At 66.3% G+C, this 18,961-nt stretch carries 21 protein-coding genes; 13 read left to right on the top strand and 8 right to left on the bottom strand.

What is annotated here, in order from left to right:
- Positions 1-47: 47 nt before the first annotated feature.
- The 3 genes from ACWPMX_RS02980 to ACWPMX_RS02970 all read right to left on the bottom strand — a co-directional run bounded on the left by ACWPMX_RS02980 (position 48) and on the right by ACWPMX_RS02970 (position 2,669).
- Positions 48-392 (bottom strand): 2Fe-2S iron-sulfur cluster-binding protein, encoded by a 345-nt coding sequence (locus ACWPMX_RS02980; RefSeq protein WP_455698562.1) that lies wholly within the window; start codon positions 390-392, stop codon positions 48-50.
- A complete protein-coding gene (locus ACWPMX_RS02975) occupies positions 389-1,444 on the bottom strand; it encodes a cysteine desulfurase family protein (protein ID WP_455698561.1) in 1,056 nt (351 codons plus the stop codon). Before ACWPMX_RS02975 ends, ACWPMX_RS02980 begins: the two co-directional genes overlap by 4 nt.
- A gap of 130 nt (positions 1,445-1,574) precedes the next feature.
- Entirely contained in the window at positions 1,575-2,669 is a 1,095-nt protein-coding gene (locus ACWPMX_RS02970; protein WP_455698560.1) for a cysteine desulfurase family protein, read from the bottom strand.
- 90 nt (positions 2,670-2,759) lie between these two features.
- Here ACWPMX_RS02970 and ACWPMX_RS02965 point away from each other — a divergent pair, with 90 nt between their 5' ends.
- Together ACWPMX_RS02965 and ACWPMX_RS02960 are read left to right on the top strand one after the other, a co-directional pair.
- The gene (locus tag ACWPMX_RS02965) at positions 2,760-3,416 is read left to right on the top strand and encodes an alpha/beta hydrolase (protein ID WP_455698559.1); all 657 of its coding nucleotides are present in this window, start codon (positions 2,760-2,762) and stop codon (positions 3,414-3,416) included.
- A gap of 91 nt (positions 3,417-3,507) precedes the next feature.
- Complete coding sequence (locus tag ACWPMX_RS02960) at positions 3,508-4,173, top strand: TonB family protein (RefSeq protein ID WP_455698558.1); 666 nt, start codon at positions 3,508-3,510, stop codon at positions 4,171-4,173.
- A 33-nt stretch (positions 4,174-4,206) separates the two neighbouring features.
- On the opposite strand, the gene ACWPMX_RS02955 is transcribed toward ACWPMX_RS02960, so the two are convergent.
- Positions 4,207-4,410 (bottom strand): hypothetical protein, encoded by a 204-nt coding sequence (locus ACWPMX_RS02955; RefSeq protein WP_455698557.1) that lies wholly within the window; start codon positions 4,408-4,410, stop codon positions 4,207-4,209.
- 107 nt (positions 4,411-4,517) lie between these two features.
- Between ACWPMX_RS02955 and ACWPMX_RS02950 the strand changes: the two genes are divergently transcribed.
- The 3 genes from ACWPMX_RS02950 (at position 4,518) to ACWPMX_RS02940 (ending at position 8,459) form a co-directional block, all read left to right on the top strand.
- The gene (locus tag ACWPMX_RS02950; protein ID WP_455698556.1) at positions 4,518-4,943 is read left to right on the top strand and encodes a DUF3597 domain-containing protein; all 426 of its coding nucleotides are present in this window, start codon (positions 4,518-4,520) and stop codon (positions 4,941-4,943) included.
- 40 nt (positions 4,944-4,983) lie between these two features.
- Positions 4,984-6,819 (top strand): DUF885 domain-containing protein, encoded by a 1,836-nt coding sequence (locus ACWPMX_RS02945; protein ID WP_455698555.1) that lies wholly within the window; start codon positions 4,984-4,986, stop codon positions 6,817-6,819.
- A gap of 74 nt (positions 6,820-6,893) precedes the next feature.
- Entirely contained in the window at positions 6,894-8,459 is a 1,566-nt protein-coding gene (locus tag ACWPMX_RS02940) for a DUF1570 domain-containing protein (RefSeq protein ID WP_455698554.1), read from the top strand.
- A 97-nt stretch (positions 8,460-8,556) separates the two neighbouring features.
- Here ACWPMX_RS02940 and ACWPMX_RS02935 read toward each other — a convergent pair whose 3' ends face one another.
- Positions 8,557-10,158, bottom strand: a complete 1,602-nt coding sequence (locus ACWPMX_RS02935) for a phosphoenolpyruvate carboxykinase (protein ID WP_455698553.1) — start codon at positions 10,156-10,158, stop codon at positions 8,557-8,559.
- A 215-nt stretch (positions 10,159-10,373) separates the two neighbouring features.
- On the opposite strand from ACWPMX_RS02935, the gene ACWPMX_RS02930 reads away from it, so the two are divergent.
- From ACWPMX_RS02930 to ACWPMX_RS02900, 7 genes are all read left to right on the top strand, one after another.
- Entirely contained in the window at positions 10,374-11,135 is a 762-nt protein-coding gene (locus ACWPMX_RS02930) for a response regulator transcription factor (protein WP_455698552.1), read from the top strand.
- 8 nt (positions 11,136-11,143) lie between these two features.
- A complete protein-coding gene (locus ACWPMX_RS02925) occupies positions 11,144-12,709 on the top strand; it encodes a sensor histidine kinase (protein WP_455698551.1) in 1,566 nt (521 codons plus the stop codon).
- Complete coding sequence (locus ACWPMX_RS02920; protein ID WP_455698550.1) at positions 12,706-13,134, top strand: HPr kinase/phosphorylase; 429 nt, start codon at positions 12,706-12,708, stop codon at positions 13,132-13,134. The genes ACWPMX_RS02925 and ACWPMX_RS02920 overlap by 4 nt, the downstream gene beginning before the upstream one ends.
- A gap of 45 nt (positions 13,135-13,179) precedes the next feature.
- Positions 13,180-14,109 (top strand): RNase adapter RapZ, encoded by a 930-nt coding sequence (gene rapZ / locus ACWPMX_RS02915; protein WP_455698549.1) that lies wholly within the window; start codon positions 13,180-13,182, stop codon positions 14,107-14,109.
- 76 nt (positions 14,110-14,185) lie between these two features.
- Positions 14,186-14,614, top strand: a complete 429-nt coding sequence (locus ACWPMX_RS02910) for a PTS sugar transporter subunit IIA (protein ID WP_455698548.1) — start codon at positions 14,186-14,188, stop codon at positions 14,612-14,614.
- The gene (locus ACWPMX_RS02905) at positions 14,611-14,898 is read left to right on the top strand and encodes an HPr family phosphocarrier protein (RefSeq protein WP_455698547.1); all 288 of its coding nucleotides are present in this window, start codon (positions 14,611-14,613) and stop codon (positions 14,896-14,898) included. The genes ACWPMX_RS02910 and ACWPMX_RS02905 overlap by 4 nt, the downstream gene beginning before the upstream one ends.
- Entirely contained in the window at positions 14,898-15,710 is an 813-nt protein-coding gene (locus ACWPMX_RS02900) for a TrmH family RNA methyltransferase (protein WP_455698546.1), read from the top strand. Before ACWPMX_RS02905 ends, ACWPMX_RS02900 begins: the two co-directional genes overlap by 1 nt.
- Here ACWPMX_RS02900 and ACWPMX_RS02895 read toward each other — a convergent pair.
- The 3 genes from ACWPMX_RS02895 to def form a co-directional block, all read right to left on the bottom strand.
- Entirely contained in the window at positions 15,707-16,429 is a 723-nt protein-coding gene (locus ACWPMX_RS02895) for a hypothetical protein (RefSeq protein ID WP_455698545.1), read from the bottom strand. The genes ACWPMX_RS02900 and ACWPMX_RS02895 overlap by 4 nt on opposite strands.
- Positions 16,430-16,467: 38 nt before the next feature.
- A complete protein-coding gene (gene rmuC / locus ACWPMX_RS02890; protein ID WP_455698544.1) occupies positions 16,468-17,847 on the bottom strand; it encodes a DNA recombination protein RmuC in 1,380 nt (459 codons plus the stop codon).
- A gap of 62 nt (positions 17,848-17,909) precedes the next feature.
- On the bottom strand, positions 17,910-18,473 hold the full coding sequence (gene def, locus ACWPMX_RS02885) for a peptide deformylase (protein WP_455698543.1): 564 nt from the start codon (positions 18,471-18,473) through the stop codon (positions 17,910-17,912).
- A gap of 94 nt (positions 18,474-18,567) precedes the next feature.
- On the opposite strand from def, the gene ACWPMX_RS02880 reads away from it, so the two are divergent.
- The gene (locus ACWPMX_RS02880; RefSeq protein WP_455698542.1) at positions 18,568-18,960 is read left to right on the top strand and encodes a nuclear transport factor 2 family protein; all 393 of its coding nucleotides are present in this window, start codon (positions 18,568-18,570) and stop codon (positions 18,958-18,960) included.
- Position 18,961 lies beyond the last annotated feature (1 nt).

Genomic DNA, 18,961 nt, shown 5'->3' with positions numbered 1-18,961 from the left:
TTAACCCCGTTCGGATCGGAGCACAGGTGTTTTTGCGCGGCAGCCAACTACAGTCGACGAGCGTCGTGCGCGTCGCCCGGCACGCGCACCGCCAGCCCGTCGAGGTCGGGCGTCAGGTCGATCTGGCAGGCAAGGCGGCTCGTGCGGCAAGCACTGGCGGCCAGGTCGAGCATGTCCTCTTCCTCCTCGCTCGCGCGCAGCAGGCGGTCGAACCATTCGCTGGCGACGATGACGTGGCAGGTCGAACAGGCCATCTGGCCCTCGCACGTCCCCTCGAGCGGGAGACCGTGCGCCTGGCCGAGGCGGAGCAGGTTGTCGCCGGGTTCGGCTTCGGCTTCGACGCTCTTGCCGCGCGGGTCGGTGAAAGTGACCTTGATCCCCGCACTGCTCATTGCGCGTTCGCCGCGGCGTTGATCGTGGCTGCCGCCTCCTCGATCTGGGCCAATGTCGTGTAGCGCCCGAAACCGAGGCGGATCGAGTTCTTCGCCTGCGCATCGGACAGGCCGATCGCCTTGAGGACGTGGCTCGGGCGGCCCGAGCCGCTGGCGCAAGCGCTTCCGGCAGAGAACATCACGTCGCGGCAATCGCTGATCAGGCGCGCCACGTCGAGGCCTTCCTTGCGGATATTGAGGTTGCCGAACCACCGTGCCGAAGCGCTGCCGTTGAGCTCCCAATCGGCGAACAGTTCGCCCGAACGATCCCACAGCGATGCGACGTGTTCGGCATCCGCTGCCATGCGATCTTTCGCGAGCGCCGCCGCCGCCCCCATCCCGGCAATGAGCGCGGGACTGAGAGTGCCCGAACGAAGCCCATGCTCCTGCCCGCCACCGGTCTGCTGTTCGGCAAGATAGACGCCGTCGCGCACCCACAGCGCGCCGACCCCTTTGGGACCGTGGAACTTGTGCGCGCTGATCGCGATCAGGTCGCCGTGCTCGACCGGGAGCTTGCCATAGGCCTGCACCGCGTCGACCAGCAGCAACGCCCCCGCTTCGCGCGCCGTCGCGCTCCATTGTGCGAGTGGCTGGACGGTGCCGATCTCGTTGTTGACCTGCATTACCGCGACGAGATCGGTATCCGACCCAACGTCCTGTCCCGGGTCGCACACGCCTTGCTCATCCACCCCGAGGACCTGCGCACCGCGCGCGGTATCGAGAACAGCCGCGTGCTCGATCGCCGAAACCGCTGCGAATCCACCGGTGCCACGGATCGCGAGGTTGAGCGCCTCGGTCGCGCCGCTGGTGAAGATCACCCGCCCGGCCGGCGGCAGCAGCGCGGCGACCTGCTCTCGCGCCACCTCGATCGCGGCCCGCGCCATGCGGCCCATGCGGTGCGGCGAATGCGGGTTGCCGAAGGTCTCGCTGTCCGGCCCCCCGAGCCACTGGAGCATCGACTCGCGCGCCTCGGGCGCGAGCGGCGTGGTGGCCTGGTAGTCGAGGTAGATCACGACCGCTCCCCCAACAGCCAGTCAGCCCGGACTTGTTCCGGGCCGGTGCTTCGTTGAGGCAGGGCATCCGAAAGGCAGCACCGACCCCGGAACAAGTCCGGGGTGACATCAGAGAGTTGGCGGGCTTGGGTCATCGACTCGCCATATCCAGCCACACCTCGCAGAACTGCTCAACCTCGGAGCGGGTCGTCGTCCAGCCGAAGCTGACGCGGATCGTCCGGTCGGCCACATCGTCGGGCACGCCCATCGCGGTGAGGACGTGGCTGCGCTTCATCGTGCCCGACGAACACGCCGAACCCTGGCTCACCGAAATCCCCGCCATGTCGAACCGCATGAGCTGTGCCTGCGCCGACAGGCGCGGCATGGCGATGGCGCAGATAAAGGGCGTCGGATCGGACAAGCGGTCGCTCAGCCATTCGCCGCCACTTGCCCGGACCTCGTCCGCGAAAGCATCGAACGGGGCCAGCACATCGGGCGCGATATACGGATCGCCGCACGCCTCGAGCGCGGCGGCCATGCCGAGCACACCAGGCAGGTTCTCGGTCCCCCGCCGGTAGCCGCGCTCCTGCCCGCCATCGGGATGCAACATGGCAAAATCCTTTACCAGCAAGGCGCCCACGCCCACCGGCCCGCCGAACTTGTGCGCGGAGACGATGGCCATGTCGGCCATCTGCGGGAGCTCGAACTTGCCGGCGCTCTGCGCGCAGTCGACCAGCAGCAACCCCCCGTTGTCGTGGACGACCTCCGCCGCAAAGCCGATGTGCTGGCGATTGCCGGTCTCCGAATTGACGTGCTGGACCGCGACCAGCGAGCGGTTCTCCGGATCGTCGACGAGCAAGTCGGACGGACGGCTTTCGGCCGACAGCGCGACGAGGTCCGCCGCACCGTCGGGCCGGACCGGCAGGGTCCATTCCGGCCGGTCGCCGCGCAACACCGCGTCGTGCTCGACCGCGCTGACGATGTCGTGGACCGCGTTGGCCGCGTCCAGCGCCAGCTCCGCCGCCTCGCTTGCGCCCGAGGTGAAAATTACTTCGCCCTGCCAGCCGAGCGCCGCTTTCACCCTTTCGCGCGCGCCCTCGAGCAGGTGGCGAGCCTTGCGTCCCTCGGCATGCGGACTGGAGGGATTGGCCCACGACGTGAAGCCCTGCTCCATCGCCGCGCGCGCCTCTGGCCGCAGCGGCGTAGTGGCTGCATGGTCGAGATAGACGCGAGGGATTTTCGTCACGATTGCGATTTGTGCCTTCGACCCTATATAGCCGCCCACTCGCGGCGCGCCAGCGTGCCTCGCGCAAACGATTCCGGACAAGGCGATTTCATGCCCTCAGTGATCTTTCCCGGCCCCGAAGGCCGCCTCGAAGGCCGCTACAGCCCGCCGCCGCGCCCGCGCGCGCCGGTGGCGATGATCCTCCATCCGCACCCGCACGGCGGGGGTACGATGAACGACCGGATCGTCCAGCGCCTCTACAAGACCTTCGTCGACCGCGGCTTCGCGACCCTGCGCTTCAACTTTCGCGGCGTGGGCCGTAGCCAAGGCAGCTTCGACAACGGCGTGGGCGAGCTCTCGGATGCCGCCTCGGCGCTCGACTGGGTCCAGTCGATCCACCCCGAGGCGCAGACCACTTGGGTCGCCGGCGTCAGCTTCGGCGCGCTGATCGGGATGCAGCTCCTGATGCGCCGCCCGGAAGTGCGCGGCTTCATCTCGGTCTCGGCCCCGGCCAGCATGTACGATTTCAGCTTCCTTGCCCCGTGCCCGGCAAGCGGCATCTTCGTGCACGGCGCGCAGGACACGGTCGTCCAGCCGAGCTCGGTCGGCAAACTCGTCGAAAAACTGCGCACGCAGAAGCACATCACCATCCACCATGACGAGATCCCGCGCGCGAACCATTTCTTCGAGCACGAAGTCGACGACATGATGCTGTCGGTCGATAAATACCTCGACTTCCGTCTCTCGCCGGATTGCCCGATCCGCTGACCCGCTTCGAACGGTGGCGCTTCGCAACAAGAAATCGCTTGCAGAACGTATGTGACGTTGTATCATTGCATATCGAGAGAGGAGACTCGATATGGCCTACCTGCACCAAACGAGTTGGAAGGATCGCCCCGGCCCCGTGGCAGGGGTCATCGCGATCCACGCGGTTATCGGATACGCGCTCGTGACTGGTCTGAGCTTCAGCGAGATTATCGAGACGATCGAGAATCCGGACGCGATCAACGTCACCGTCCCGCTACCGCCCCCGCCGCCCGATCCCGTCGCGGAGCCGAAGCAATCGGCAATCGATCCGGTCATCGTCGCGCCGAAACCACCGATCGACGTCAGTCCGTTCAAGCCCGCGATCGATACCACGCCGATCATCGTTCCCACACCCGACCTGATCCCCAGGGTGATCCCCGGCCCCGTTCCGCAACCAGGCCCTTCGGCCCTTCCGACTTTCGCCGCCGTGACAGCCAAGCCGCGCGGCAACCCGGGTGCGTGGGTCACCGTCAACGACTACCGCTCGAACTGGATCAATCGCGAGATGACCGGCACCACCCGCTTCAAGCTCGACATAGGAGCGACAGGACGGGTCGACAGTTGCACGATCACCACTTCGAGCGGGCATCCCGAACTCGATAAGGCGACCTGCGCGCTGGTTACCCAGCGGGCCCGCTTCGATCCGGCGAAAGACGAGACCGGAACCAAGGTGCCCGGGACATGGAGCAATGCCGTTCGCTGGGAGCTGCCCGAGTAACGCGCCTTCCAACGGCGACCGGGAGGCCCGATCCTACCGGTTGCTTAGCTGCCCGGCCGGTGAGCGCCCCTCATCGTCGGGCAGCGTCCAGATCGCGACGTTGATCGCGGCGATCCCCGCCAGCACCAGCATCAGCATGGCCTGCCGCCGCATCCCTGGCTTGCGCCACAGCCACAGCGCGCCCCCGACAAGGGCGATCGCGGCGAGGACGAGGATCGAGAGGACGGTCGAGAGCATGTGCCGGTCCTAGCGCGCGGCAGGACGGCGGAACAGCCCGCGCTTCCGGCGGTTCTCCTTTCATGGAGGCGGACCTATTCCGCCCACCACTTGGGAGTACAGGTCCGATGAGCATTTTCGGCAAGATCAGGGACGCGATTTTCGGCAAGGCCAATGCCGCGCCCACCCCCGCCCCGTCGCCCACGGTGGACACCACGCAAGCTCCGGGCTCGGCTCCGCCCAGCCCGGCCCCCGCCGATGCCGGTTTCGGTCGCGGCACCGGCGGCGCCGCCACCACCCCGCCCGTCATCGACATCGAGAACAACCTCGACAACATGCCCGGCGCCGACCACCTCAACTGGCGCACTTCCATCGTCGACCTGATGAAGCTGCTGGGAATCGATTCCGACTACGACAGCCGCAAGGCTCTCGCGCAGGAGATGGGCCGCGAAGACTATTCCGGCACTGCGGAGGACAACGTGTGGTTGCACCGCCAGGTCATGAACGAACTGTCTCGCAACGGCGGCAAGGTTCCCGCCAACCTGCTCGACTAGCGCATTTGACAGCCCTCGCGCTGTCGCGCACATCGCGCAGATGACATCGTTTCAAAACCAACTAACGCGCCGCCAGACCCTCGCCGGGCTTGGCGGCGCTTCCGCGTTCGCGCTCGCCGGGTGCAAGACGCTACCCGCCGCGAGCGGCCCCGCGCTCTCGCCGACGGCACTGCTCGACGACATCGCGTGGAACCTGATCGAGCACAATCCGACGACCGCAACCGGTCAGGGTATCGACGTGGGCGACAAGGCGTACTTGCGCGGCCGTTTGGGCGATGCCTCCGCCGCGGGCCAGCGTGCGCTCGCCGACACGGTTCGGACCGACCTTGCCCGGGCCCGCGCGGTCGACACCAGCGCGCTCGATCCGGCGACCCGCACCAGCTTCGAAGTGGTGGAGAGCGCATACGCCACCGCGCTCGACGGGTTTGCATTGCCCTATGGCGATGTATCGGTGGGCGGCTGGCGCAATTCGCCCTACGCGGTGATCCAGAACGTCGGCGCCTATCTCGACCTGCCGCGCTTCATGGACGCCGACCATCCGGTGCGCGATCGCAACGATGCCGAGGCATACCTTTCGCGGCTCAAGCAGATTCCCCGTGTGCTCGATGGCGAGCTCGGCCGAATCCGCGACGCGCGCGGCAAGGGCCTCGTCCCGCCGGGCTTCCTGCTCGACAAGGCGATCACGGCGATGGAAAGCTCAATCGCCGATGCCCGCAAACCCGATGGCACGTACGTGACCGGGCTGACGGGCCGAACGAAGGACATTCAGGGCGAATGGGGGCCGCGTGCCCGCGCACTGACCGTGCCAATCGCCGCCGCGCTCGACCGCCAGCTCACCGAACTCAAGGCCCAGCGTGCCGTCGCCGACATGGACCCCGGCATGTGGAGCCAGCCGCGCGGCGACGAATGGTACGCCTGGGGCCTGCGCGCCGCGACGACGACACGCCTGACGCCTGATGAGATCCACGCCATCGGCCGCAGCGAACTCGCTGAAATCCACGCCCGCATGGACACGCTTCTGCAGGGCGCGGGCTACGCGCAAGGCTCGGTCGGGTCGCGGATGAAGCAACTGGCCGAAGACCCGCGCTACAAGTTCAAGGACGGCGATCCCGGCCGCGCCGAAATCATGGCTTTCATTAACGAGCGGCTGACGTGGATCAAGGCGCAGATGCCGCGCGCGTTCAACACCGTGGTGAACCCCAACATGGAGGTGCGCCGCCTGCCCCTCGCCGAAGAACCGGGCGGCCCCGGAGCCTACGGCGGCGCTGGCAGCAAGGACGGCAAGATTCCGGGGCGGATGTGGATCAACCTCGGTTCGACCGACCTCCACCGCAAGTACGACCTGCCCACGCTGACGCATCACGAAATGGTGCCCGGCCACATCTGGGAAGGCGAGTATTCGAACAAGCTGCCGCTGATCCGCTCGATCCTGTCGTTCAGCGCGTTCAGCGAAGGCTGGGCGCTTTACGCCGAGCAGCTCGCCGACGAACTCGGCGCCTACGATGCCAACCCGCAATGGCGCCTTGGCTACCTGCAGAGCCAGGCGTTCCGCGCCTGCCGCCTCGTGGTCGACACCGGCCTCCACCACAAGCGCTGGACCCGTCAGCAGGGCGTCGACTTTTTCGTCAACGAGAACGGCGACAACCCCGGTTCGGTCGCCAGCGAAGTCGATCGCTACTGCTCGTGGCCGGGCCAGGCCTGCGCCTACAAGACCGGTCACTCCGAGATCGTCCGCCAGCGTACGAAAGCGCAAGCCGCACTCGGCAGCCGCTACGACCTCAAGGACTTCGACCAGGCAGTGGTCGACGGCGGCAACGTGCCCTTGGACGTGCTCGCCCGAACAGTCGATCGCTATATTGCGATCGCCAAGAGTTAATAGCTGCGCTACTCATTCGCACTTGCCGATTACACAACCTGACGCAATACTCGGCCCCTTCTGTGGGGGCGCAAATGAAGATCAGGGGTATAGCGACACTAATCATCGCGTGGTGCGCAACACCGGCTGCCGCCGAATGGCACAAGGCGGAAAGCGAACACTTCGTCATTTATGCCGACGACGGCGAAAAGGATATCCGCAAGTTCGCCGAGATGCTCGAACGCTATCGCTCGGCAATGGAATTTGCCACCGGCTTCAAATACCCGAAGCCCAGCCCGTCGAACCGGGTAACGGTTTACGCGGTGGGCGACGCGAAGGATGTGCAGTCGCTGGCCGGCACCACCAGCCGTTTCCTTCAGGGGTTCTACGTTCCCCGCGCGGGCGCTTCCGTGGCGTTCGTGCCGGATATGCGATCCACCCGGGGCGAGCCGGATCCGGCCATGTCGACGCTGATGCACGAATATTCGCACCACTTCCTGCTGTCTGCATCACGCTCGCCGATGCCACGTTGGGTGAGCGAGGGCGCGGCGGAGTTCTATTCTTCCGCGACATTCATGGACAATGGCGGAGTGCAGATCGGCAAGCCGAACCAGTCGCGCGGATACGAGTTGTTCAACGCGGATTCGCTGACGATCGAGGAATTGCTCGATGAAGCCGAGTACGCCAAGCGCAAGTCGCGCCGGTACGATTCGTTCTACGGCCAGTCGTGGCTGCTCTATCACTACCTGATGTTCGTACCGGAGCGGACCGGCCAGATCGGCAAATACCTGCGCGAATTTGCGGCCGGCAAGCCACCCCTCGATGCGGCCCGCGCGGCGTTCGGCGATCTCTCGGTTCTTTCGACAGATCTGCAGAAATACCTGCGCCAGCGTCGGATGATGATGATCGTCGCAAAGCCCGAGCGCATTTCGACCGGACCCGTAACCGTGACGCGGCTCAGCGTAGGGCATTCGAAGATGATGCCCGCGATCATCCGCTCGCGACGCGGGGTAGATGAGGAGACTGCGAAAGAGGTGCTTGCCCTGGCCCGCACCTCAGCCCAGCCGTTCGCGACTGATGCCGAGGTCCAGGCTGCCCTCGCCGAGGCCGAGTTCGATGTCGGAAACGATGCTGAAGCGGTCGCGGCCGCGGATCGCGCGATCGCCGCCAACCCGGGTGTCGCCAATGCCTATGTGCAGAAGGGGTTCGCGCTGTTTCGCCAAGCCGAGGACAGCGACGATCGCGCGGGCGCGTACAAGCGGGCGATGGCTCCGTTCACCGCGCTGAACGGGATCGAGGCCGACCACCCGATGCCGCTGATCCACTATTATCGCGTGTTCCAGATGCAGGGCGTGGCCCCTCCCGAAAGTGCTCGACATGCGCTCGAGCGCGCTTCGCAGCTGGCGCCGTTCGACCTCGGCCTTTCGTTCGAGGCCGGGCTGATGCTGGCGGGCGAAGGGAAGATCGAACTGGCCCGCACGTTTTTGCAGCCCGTCGCCGCAGCTGCGCACGGCGGCTCCCTCGCCAACCAGGCGAAGGCGGCGATCGCCGTCCTTTCCGACAAGTCCGAAGGCACCCAAATCGACGTCGCGTCGCTGGTCGTGCCGACCGAGGATATCGAGGCAGCGAGCGGCGCGGAACCGCAGACTCCTGCACCGTAACCCCGCTAGGCAAGAAAAAGCCCCGGTCCGGTTTCCCGGCCGGGGCTTTCATCCGGGGCCCCTGAACGAGGCTCTCCTCTCCAACTGGTGAGGTGCGTCAGGCCGCTTGCGGAGCGGAATCCCTGACGCCCTGGTCGACGTGCTCTTCGAACTGGGCAAAGTTGTCGACGAAAAGCTGGACCAGCTTGTGCGCGGTCCGATCGTATTCCTCCGCATCCGCCCAGGCGGCGCGCGGGTCGAGCAACTTCGCGTCGACGCCCGGCACGCTGACCGGAACCTCGAACCCGAAGTTGGGATCCTTGCGGAATTCGGCGTCATTGAGGCTGCCGTCGAGCGCGGCGTTGAGCAGCGCGCGGGTCGCCTTGATCGGCATCCGCTTGATGCCCGGCTCGCTCGCCTTGCCGCCCGACCAGCCGGTGTTGACGAGCCAGCAGGTCGCGCCGCCATCGGCGATGCGCTTCTTGAGGAGGTTGCCGTACACGCTGGGGTGGCGCGGCATGAACGCGGCGCCGAAGCAGGTGCTGAAAGTCGCGGTCGGTTCGGTCACGCCGATCTCGGTACCGGCAACTTTGGCGGTGTAGCCCGAGAGGAAGTGGTACATCGCCTGGTCGGGGGTGAGCCGCGCGATCGGAGGCAGCACGCCGAAGGCATCGGCGGTGAGGAAGATCACGTTCGAGGGAGGCGGCCCGAGGTTCTTTTCGCTCGTGTTCGGGATGAACTCGATCGGATAGGCGCCGCGCGTGTTCTCGGTCTTGCTGTCGTCGGTGAAGTCGAGTTCGCGGGTTTCGGGATCCATCGTCACGTTCTCGAGGATCGTGCCGAACATCTTGGTCGTCGCGTAGATCTCCGGCTCGCCTTCGGCCGAGAGGTTGATCATCTTCGCGTAGCAGCCGCCCTCGAAGTTGAAGATCGCGGTGTCCGACCAGCCGTGCTCGTCGTCGCCGATCAGCGTGCGGCTCGCATCGGCCGAGAGCGTGGTCTTGCCGGTGCCCGAGAGGCCGAAGAAAATCGCGCTGGTGCCGTCGGCGCCGATGTTGGCCGAACAGTGCATCGGCATCACGCCCTGCGCGGGCAGCAGGAAGTTCAGGAGGCCGAATACGCCCTTCTTCATCTCGCCCGAGTATTCGGTGTTGCCGATCAGGATCAGCTTCTCGGTGAAGTTGACCGCGATCACGGTGTCGCTGCGGCTGCCGTGACGCTCCGGGTCGGCCTTGAAGCTCGGCAGGTTGATGATCGTGTATTCGGGCACGAAGCCCGCCAGTTCGTCGGTCGTCGGGCGGACAAGCAGCGTGCGGATGAAAAGGTTGTGCCAGGCCATCTGGTTGATAACGCGCACGTTGACCCGGTATTCGGGCTGGCTGCCGCCGAACAGGTCGGCGACGTAAAGCTCTTCCTGACCCTTCAGGTGGGCGAGGAAATCGGCCTTGAGGTTCGCCCAGTGTTCGGGCGTCATCGGCTGGTTGATCGTGCCCCAGTTGATCGAGGTCTCGGTCGTCGCATCGCGCACGACGAACTTGTCCTTCACGCTGCGCCCGGTGAACTTGCCGGTATCGACCAGCAGAGCGCCGTCCTTGGTCAGGTGACCTTCGCGCTTGGCCAGAGCTTCTTCGACCAGGGCGGCGGTACCGAGGTTGGCCTTGATGCGAGCGTCGGTCGCAAGGCCCTGTTCGGACAGGGAGTGGGCAAGCACGGCGGTCAAACAGATTCTCCAGGCTCTGAAACGGTCAAGCTGGCTCCGCGCTTTTCGTGCTGTCGTGCATACGAATGCGCAGGCTCGTTGGCCCGGCGCATAGTCGGCAATCCGATTCCCGTCAAACCCGCGCAAGGCGTAGCGGAGATGCGAATTATTGTGCGCCCTCAAGACGCAGCATTGGCGCGTTGCCGAGCGCGTTCCCAGCGGCTAGGCAAACGGCCATGCAGGCCGATGCCACAGAGCCGTTTTCCGGCGGAGGAACCGATACGTCCGACCGCACCACCATCGCCCTTGTGGACGATGACCGGAACATCCTGACTACCGTCTCGATCGCGCTGCAGGCCGAAGGGTACGCGACCCGCGTCTATTCGGATGGCGAGGCTGCGCTCAAGGCAATCAGCGAGAACCCGCCCGACCTTGCCGTGTTCGACATCAAGATGCCGCGGATGGATGGCATGGAGCTCCTGCGCCGGGTGCGCGACCAGCACTCCGCGCTGCCGATCATCTTCCTCACCAGCAAGGACGACGAGGAGGACGAGGAGGCCGGATTCGAACTCGGCGCCGACGATTACATTGCCAAGCCCTTCTCGCTTCGCCTGCTGATCGCCCGCATCCGCGCAATCCTGAAGCGAAGCGGTGCGGCCGACCTGACCGAAGGACCCGGTGCGGCGGAGCCCGGCCAGGTGATCGAGCGCGGCCGGTTGCGGATGGACCCGGCGCGCCATCAGGTGACGTGGGAAGACCGCCCGGTTTCGCTCACCGTCACCGAATTCCTCATCCTCGAAGCGCTCGCCCAGCGCCCCGGCGTCATCAAGAGCCGCAACCAGTTGATGGACGCCGCCTATCCCGACGACGTCTTCGTCGACGACCGTACGGTGGACAGCCACATCAAGCGAATGCGCCGCAAGTTCCGCAGTGTGGACCGCGAATTCGGCGCGATCGAAACGCTCTATGGCGCAGGCTACAGTTTTGCCGATGGGTGATCCGCGTCGTGGCTGACGGGCCGGCGGGGATCGGGCGCTTCACTCCCGGCGGGCGCCTGTCGCTAACCCCGCGAATCCTGATCATCAATTTGCTGCCGCTGCTGCTACTGGGCGGCGGGGTGTTCTACCTCGACAGCTACCGCAAGCAGTTGCTCGACGAGCGCTACATGCTCGCCAGGGTCGAGGCGCAGATCACCGCCGAGGCGCTGGCGGGCGCCAGCCGCGAGCGGCAGGAGGCGCTGCTCGTCCAGATCGGCAAGGAACAGAAGATGCGCCTGCGCATGTTCGATTCCGAGGGGATGCTGTGGGCCGACAGCTTCCAGCTCGCCGATCCGAGCTTTGCGTTCGACAAGCCCGGCGACGAAACCTGGCAGGAGAACCTCGCCCGCTGGATGGACCGCGCGGTCGACACCGTCGTCGGGGCGGATCCGATCATCGATTATGCCGAGCCGGACGAAACGAACGCGGACGCCTGGCCCGAATTGAAGCGCGCGCGCGAGGAGAACCTTACGCGTATCCAGCTCCGCGACGCGAGCGATGGCACCCCGGTGATCAACACCGCCACCCCGGTCGGCCTGCGGGGGGCGAGCCTGCTGACCACCCGCAACGCGGTCGACATCACTCTGCAGGTGCGTGAAGCCCGAACCACGCTCATCTCGGCGGTGCTGCTCGCGCTCGTCATGTCGACGCTGCTGTCGCTCTACATGGCGCGCACGATCGTCAGTCCGCTGCGGATGCTGGCCAGTGCGACGAACCGCGTAAGGCAGGGGCGCGAACGCCAGGTCGAGGTGCCGCGGCTGCCGATGCGCCGCGACGAGATCGGCCAGCTCGCCCGCGCGATCGCGGACATGACCGACACCTTGCGCCACCGGATCGATGCGGTCGAACACTTCGCCGCCGACGTTGCGCACGAGATCAAGAACCCACTCGCCAGCCTGCGCAGCGCGGTCGAATCGCTCGCGACGGTCAAGGATACGGCGCTGCGCGAGCAGCTCAACGCGATCGCCGCGCACGATGTGCGGCGGATTGATCGCCTCGTCAGCGAGATTTCCGAAGCGAGCCGGATCGATGCCGAGCTTTCGCGCGCGACGTTCGAATCGATCGATCTCGTGGCCCTGGCGCAGAACATCGTCGGCCGGCGCGAGGCGCGCGACGAGAACGCAGGCCGGCCGGTCGCGATGGCCTGGCCTGCGGGCGGCGCGCGGGTGATGGGCGTTCCGGTCCGGCTCGAGCGGGTGATCGACAACCTGCTCGACAATGCCGTGTCGTTTTCGCCTCCTGGTGCGTCGATCGACCTCGCCATCGAGAGACTCGACGGCCTCGTGACGCTGACCGTCTGCGACCGCGGCCCGGGCATTCCGGAAGAGACCCGCGAGAAGGTGTTTCGCCGGTTTCACTCGGATCGACCCGAGAGCGAAGGGTTCGGCCAGCACAGCGGCCTCGGCCTCGCGATCGCGCGCACCATCGCCGAGGCGCACGACGGCACGCTGATCGCCGAATCGCGCGCCGACGGAGCAAGCGGCGCGTGCATGATGCTGACCATCCCCGATCCCGACGCGGCGGCGCGGCGGTGATCCTTTACCAGGCGACCGCGGTGGCGATCGACGGTCGCGCGGTGCTGATCGAGGGACATGCGGGCGCGGGCAAGACGACGTTGGCGCTGGCGCTGATCGATCGAGGCGCCGTGCTCGTGGGCGATGACGGTGTCGCGCTGGAAGTGCGCGGCGGTGCGCTGTGGGCCTCGCCTCCGCCCGCGACCGCTGGCCTGATCGAGGTGAGGGGCGTGGGCATCGCCACCGTGCCCGCGATGTCCGCACCGGTCGCGCTGGTCCTGCGCGCAACCGACGATCCGCCGCGCTTCGTCGAAGGCGCCGCCTCGGCCGATCTTGTCGGAGTCGCAATCCCCGTTCTCGACTTCGACGTGCGCGGCGCGGCCGCCGTGCTGCGCGCGGAGTACGCGCTCAGACTCCACGGCCTGCCCCGGCTTGGGGCGGATTGAGCGCCGCGCTTCCCTTCCCGCCCGGAAGGAGTCACAAGTCGCGCCGTGACACTCGATCCCCCGCCCGATCCAGCCCGCCAGCGCGTGATCCTCGTTACCGGCCTCTCCGGCGCGGGCAAGACTACCGCATTGCGGGTGCTGGAGGACCTGGGGTGGGAGGCGATCGACAACTTCCCGATCCGCCTGCTCGACCGACTTGTCGGCGCGGCCATTCCGCCCGAGGGGGAGTCCCGCCCGCCGCTCGCGATCGGGTTCGACTCGCGCACCCGCGGATTCGTACCCCACGATGTCATCAACCGCGCGAAGAAGCTCGCCGAGCGATCCGACCTCGCGATCACCACGCTGTTTCTCGACTGTAGCGGGGCGGAACTCGAACGGCGCTACAACGAGACGCGCCGCCGCCACCCGATGGCGCAGGGCCGCCCCGTCATCGAAGGCATCCAGGCCGAGCGCGAACTGATGGAGCCGATGCGTCGCTGGGCGGAGGCGGTGATCGACACCAGCGCGCTGTCGGCAAGCGACCTCCAGCAGGCGATCCGCGACCGTTTTGCCGACGATCCCGCCGCGGGGATGACGGTAACCGTCTCTAGCTTCGGCTTTTCGCGCGGAATGCCGCCGCTCGCCGACCTGGTATTCGACATGCGCTTCCTTGCGAACCCGCATTGGGATCCCGAGTTGCGGCCTCAGACCGGGCTCGACGGTCCTGTGGCGGAATTCATTCGCAAGGACCCGGCGTGGGACGAGGCATTCGGCCGGATTCGCGACCTACTGCTGATGCTGCTCCCGCGCTACGGATCGCAGGGAAAGACCTACGTGAATATCGCGTTCGGATGCACCGGCGGGCGGCATCGCTCGGTCCATACCGCCGAGGCCATCGCCGAGGCCTTGCGCGGAGAGGGTTTTTCGCCCACTGTCGTGCATCGCAATCTGGGTTCGCGCGCCGCAGACCAGCTCGAAGGGCAGCCGCAGGCATGACGAACCCGCAACAAACGGGCGCTGCAAAACCGGCCAACGGTTCGCAACCTTCTCGCAGGCAGAGCATTCTTTTCACATGATCGGACTGATCCTGGTCACCCACGGTCGCTTGGCCGAGGAATTCGTCAGCGCGATGGAGCACGTGGTCGGCCCGCAAGAGGCGATCGCGACCATCTGCATCGGCCCCAGCGACGACATGGAGCGCCGCCGCGACGAGATCGCCAAGGCGATTCGCAAGGTCGATTCAGGCGAAGGCGCTATCATCCTCACCGACCTTTTCGGCGGAACACCCTCGAACCTCGCCATCTCGCTTCTCGATGCGGGCCGGGTCGAGGTGATCGCGGGGATCAACCTGCCGATGCTCATCCGCCTTGCCGGTGCGCGCAAGTCGTTGCCGGTCACCGCCGCGGTGTCCGCCGCGCGCGACGCGGGAAAGAACTACATCACCATCGCTTCCGAGTTCCTCTCAGCCGACGCCTGCCTCAAGAAGAAGGCCGCTCTGTGAGAGGTGCGAACGAAGTTCGGCGCACCTGCACCATCGTCAACCAGCGCGGCCTCCATGCCCGCGCCAGCGCCAAGTTCGTCAACGCGGTCGCCGCGCTGCCGGCCGATTGCAAGGTCGTGGTCACGAAGGACGGCAACGAGGCGGTCGGCGGCTCGATCCTCGGCCTCATGATGCTCGGAGCGGCGAAGGGCGACGCGGTCGACGTTATCGTCAGCGGCAGCGACGCCAATGCCGTTCTCGCCCAGCTCTGCGCGATGATCGACGACGGCTTCGGGGAAGACTGATGCCGGCGACCGGCCGGCGCACGATCACCGGCTTTTCCAATCCCACCGTCAAGGCTCTCCGGGCCCTGCGCGACAAGAAGCATCGCAAGGCATCGGGTCAGTTCCTCGCCGAAGGCCTGCGCCTCCTCACCGACGCTCGCGAATCGGGACACTTGCCGCGGACACTGGTCATGGCCGAGGGCCGCGACGATCACCCGCTGCTCGCGGCACTCGAAGCCGATGTCCTGGCGGCCGGCGGCGAGGTGATCGAAACCAGCGGCGACATCCTCGGCAAGATCACCGGCAAGGACAATCCGCAGGCGGTCGCGGGAATGTTCGACCAGTGGGACACCGGCCTGGCGGCGCTGGACCGGACCAGCGCGCCATTGGTCCTCGTCGCCCAGGCGCTACGCGATCCGGGCAACCTCGGCACCATGCTCCGCACCGCAGATGCCGTCGGCGCGGGCGGTCTGGTGCTCATCGACGACTGCGCGGACCCTTTCTCGGTCGAGGCCGTGCGCGCGAGCATGGGCGCGGTCTTCACCGTCCCGATCGCGCAGGCGCGGTGGGACGAATTCCTGCCGTGGCTGCGCGGCGGCGAGGGCCAGCTCGTAGCGGCGTCGCTCCGCGATGCGGTGCCCTATCGCGGCGCGGCTTACGCGCGCCCGTGCTTCGTCCTTGTCGGCAACGAATCGCGGGGACTGCCCGGGGACTACGAATTGGCCTGCGACCTGCGCGTAACGATGCCGATGAAGGGCCGCGCCGACAGCCTCAACGCTGCGGTCGCGGCCGCTGTGCTGGCCTATGAGGTGCTGGCGGCGATCGGCGACTAGTCCCCGGCGACGAGGCTGGTGAAGCTCCACTTGCCGTCGCGGCTCGAGGCGATGATCCGGTAATCCAGCGGACTGCGCAGCTTGTCGCTGGCGATGTAGCCCGCTTTCCCGTCGCGGGTCTCGACCTTCTGGAATTCCGCGTCTGGCTGCAATCCCGCACTGAGCGTGACGAAATCCCACGAGACCGATGCGAGTTGCGGCGCGTCGTCAGCGGCGGCTCGCCACAGCGGCACGCCTTCGCCCGTCACCAGCATCTCCATGGCCGTTTCGACATCCGCTAGGGGCTGCGCGGCGACCCACGGGATGGTCACCCCACCCTCTGCATTGACGCCGCAACCGAGCGTGGTGAGTTCGGCGAGGTCGCTCCACAGGCCCGACTTGCTGTCCGCGAGGCGCTTCCGCAGCTCGGCGGTGCCCGCCCCGCCCCCGAAGTCGAGCACGACATCGGGCGCGGCGAGCGCAATGAGCTGCTCGGCATTCTTCGCTTGAATCGCGGTGACGAGCGCCGCCCGGAACTCTTCGGCCCCCGGCTTCTGACCGCAGTCTTCGCGGGGGGCGTAAGCCCCCTGGGCAAGCTTCGCCGGAGCCGTTCCTTCGACCTTTTCGACGACCTCGTCGGTGGCGTCGCGTATGGTCTCCGACGGCGCGTTTTCCTGGCTGCACGCGGCAAGGACGGCGAGCAGCGCGAGCGCCGCGGTTCTGGTTCCAGGTATCCTCATCGCCTCATCCGTAGCGGCCAAGTGCCCGAGGAAACAACCTAATCCTGCTGCGCGGGTTCCGTCTCACCAGCCTCGACATAGCGCGGCGCCGCCTCCACCAGCGGCACTTCTTCGATCTCACGCTTGCCGATCTCGATGCCCTTTTCAGCAAGGCGGCGACCAGACGTGAGAACATTGCGTTCAAAGCTGCCCACAAAATCATTATACTTGCGAACCGCGCGATCAAGATTGACGCCAACGCCCTTCAAGTGATCCGCTGCTACCCGTAACCGATCGTAGAGCTCGGCCCCGGCGCGTCCGATCTCCACCGCCTCGCGGGCGATCGTGTCCTGCCGCCAGACCTGCGCGACGGTGCGCGCGATCGCCACGAGATTGGTGGGAGTCGCCAGCAGCACCTTGTTGCGGAACGCGAAATCCCACAGTTCGGGATCGGCCTCGAGCGCGGCGGCGACGAAGTGCTCGCCGGGCACGAACATCACGACGTAGTCGGGCGCCTCGTCGAACTGGCTCTGGTAGCTTTTCGCGCCCAGCGTCTGGACGTGGTTCTTCATGGCCCGCGCATGGAGTTCGAGGTGCCGCGCCTTATCGGCATCGTTATCCGCCTCGAACGCGGCCTGGTAGGCGTTGAGCGAGACCTTGGCGTCGATCACCAGCTTCTTCTGCCCGGGCACGCGGACGATCGCGTCGGGCCGCAAGCGACCCTCGTCGGTGTCCATCGAGTGCTCGAGGTCGAAGTCGGTGTGTTCGGACAGGCCGCACTGTTCGAGCACGTTCTGCAGCGCCCGCTCGCCCCAGCGGCCCCGCGCCTTGGGCGCGTTGGTCAGCGAATTGCCGAGCCGTGCCGCCTCGCGCCGGACCTCTTCCTGGCCCGCCTTCATCGATTCGATGAGGCCGGTAAGCTGGCCGAAGCCGTCCACGCGTTGCTTCTCGAGGGATGCCACCTGGTCCTCGTACGCCTTGAGCCGATCGCCGACCGGCTGGAGCAGCGCGCGGATCTTTTCCTCCGACGCCTTTTCCGAATGGCCCATCCGCTCGGCGGCTGCGGCGAGCAGCTTTTCCTGCGCCGCGCCGAGCACTTTCGCCCCGGTGTTCTCGAATTCCTTGAGTAAATTCGCACGGCTTTCCTCGAGCAAACGCTTTTGCTCGGCGAACCCGGCCGCCTGCGCCTTCAACCCGGTGAGTTCGTCGCGCGCGGCATCGAGGCTGGCCGCCAGCGCATCGGCGCGCGCCGCCCGTTCGCTCATCGTCGCAAGCTCGGGCGCCATCCGCGCGACCTTCTCGGCATGGTCCCTTGCCTCGGCATCGCGCTCGGCATGGCGGGCTTTCCAGTCCGCCACGGGGCGACCGCCGAAAAACCAGCCCAGGGCCAAGCCCGCCACGAGCGCGACCACGATCAGAACGGCAGAAACGATATCCATCGGCTAGAACATAGCCGGAACGTGGAATGTAGGAAAGCCCGGTCTCGCGATTTTCCGCAGGATCAGGCGGCGCGCAATTTCTGCAGCTTCTTCAGCGCCATCTGCCGCTTCAGGCGGCTGAGGTGGTCGATGAAGAGGATCCCTTCGAGATGGTCCATCTCGTGCTGGATGCAGGTCGCCATCAGGCCCTCCATCTGCTCCTCGTGGACCTTGCCCTCGAGGTCCTGCCAGCGCACGCGGCAGGTCGCCGGCCGGTCGACATCGGCGTAGATGTCGGGGACCGAGAGGCATCCTTCCTGGTAGGTCGCCAGGTCCTCGGCCGGATCGAGGATTTCGGGATTCACGAAGACCCGCGGTTCCTTCTTCGTCGGCTGGTGATGATGATGATGCCCGTCGTGGTTGCACGGCTCGGGCTCGGCATCCGGGTCGTCGGGCTGGAGGTCGATCACGAGCACTCGCTTGGGCACGCCGACCTGGATCGCCGCGAGGCCGATGCCGGGCGCATCGTACATGGTTTCGAACATGTCCTCGACGAGCGTCCTCAGCTCGTCGTCGAACGCCTCGACGGGGGTAGATACGGTCTTGAGCCGGGGATCCGGCACTTCGAGAATTTCACGGATAGCCATATGCGGCAGATAGTGCCGCACGCGGGATTCGGCAAGGAACCGCCGCCCGCCCACAGCGATTGCCCAAGCGTATCCGAACGAGTGGAGCGCATTGATGAGCAACACAGCCGAAATCGAGAAACTCGAAAACCGCTTCTGGCAAACCATGGTCGACAAGGACTCCAGGACCGCCGCCGGGATGATTGCCAGGGAGGGAATTGTCACCGGCCCGATGGGTGCGATGGCGATCGACCCCGCGAAATACGAGGCGATGACCGAGGAAGGCCAATGGAACCTCAAATCGTTCGAGCTGAGCGACGTGCAGGTCGTCCAGCCGTCGGACGACGTCGCCATCATCGCCTACAAGGTGCACCAGAAGGGCGACATGAAGGGCCAGGCGATGGACCTCAAATGTGTCGATTCGAGCACATGGGTCCGCGAGGACGGCGACTGGAAATGCGCCCTCCACACCGAGACGATCCTCGGCGAGATGCCGCTCACCAACTGAG

The organism is Tsuneonella sp. HG094, assembly GCF_053819285.1.
Note: the sequence above shows the minus strand (reverse complement) of the source record. Positions and strands in the feature narration are given on the sequence as shown.

Excerpts from the sequence above, each read along its gene's own strand:
- ACWPMX_RS02950 (WP_455698556.1), top strand. The coding sequence starts at position 4,518 with ATGAGCATTTTCGGCAAGATCAGGGACGCGATTTTCGGCAAGGCCAAT.
- ACWPMX_RS02895 (WP_455698545.1), bottom strand. The coding sequence starts at position 16,429 with ATGAGGATACCTGGAACCAGAACCGCGGCGCTCGCGCTGCTCGCCGTC.
- ACWPMX_RS02930 (WP_455698552.1), top strand. The coding sequence starts at position 10,374 with ATGCAGGCCGATGCCACAGAGCCGTTTTCCGGCGGAGGAACCGATACG.
- rmuC (WP_455698544.1), bottom strand. The coding sequence starts at position 17,847 with ATGGATATCGTTTCTGCCGTTCTGATCGTGGTCGCGCTCGTGGCGGGC.
- def (WP_455698543.1), bottom strand. The coding sequence starts at position 18,473 with ATGGCTATCCGTGAAATTCTCGAAGTGCCGGATCCCCGGCTCAAGACC.
- ACWPMX_RS02940 (WP_455698554.1), top strand. The coding sequence starts at position 6,894 with ATGAAGATCAGGGGTATAGCGACACTAATCATCGCGTGGTGCGCAACA.
- ACWPMX_RS02955 (WP_455698557.1), bottom strand. The coding sequence starts at position 4,410 with ATGCTCTCGACCGTCCTCTCGATCCTCGTCCTCGCCGCGATCGCCCTT.
- ACWPMX_RS02980 (WP_455698562.1), bottom strand. The coding sequence starts at position 392 with ATGAGCAGTGCGGGGATCAAGGTCACTTTCACCGACCCGCGCGGCAAG.
- ACWPMX_RS02900 (WP_455698546.1), top strand. The coding sequence starts at position 14,898 with ATGCCGGCGACCGGCCGGCGCACGATCACCGGCTTTTCCAATCCCACC.
- ACWPMX_RS02965 (WP_455698559.1), top strand. The coding sequence starts at position 2,760 with ATGCCCTCAGTGATCTTTCCCGGCCCCGAAGGCCGCCTCGAAGGCCGC.
- ACWPMX_RS02960 (WP_455698558.1), top strand. The coding sequence starts at position 3,508 with ATGGCCTACCTGCACCAAACGAGTTGGAAGGATCGCCCCGGCCCCGTG.
- ACWPMX_RS02880 (WP_455698542.1), top strand. The coding sequence starts at position 18,568 with ATGAGCAACACAGCCGAAATCGAGAAACTCGAAAACCGCTTCTGGCAA.
- ACWPMX_RS02910 (WP_455698548.1), top strand. The coding sequence starts at position 14,186 with ATGATCGGACTGATCCTGGTCACCCACGGTCGCTTGGCCGAGGAATTC.
- ACWPMX_RS02945 (WP_455698555.1), top strand. The coding sequence starts at position 4,984 with ATGACATCGTTTCAAAACCAACTAACGCGCCGCCAGACCCTCGCCGGG.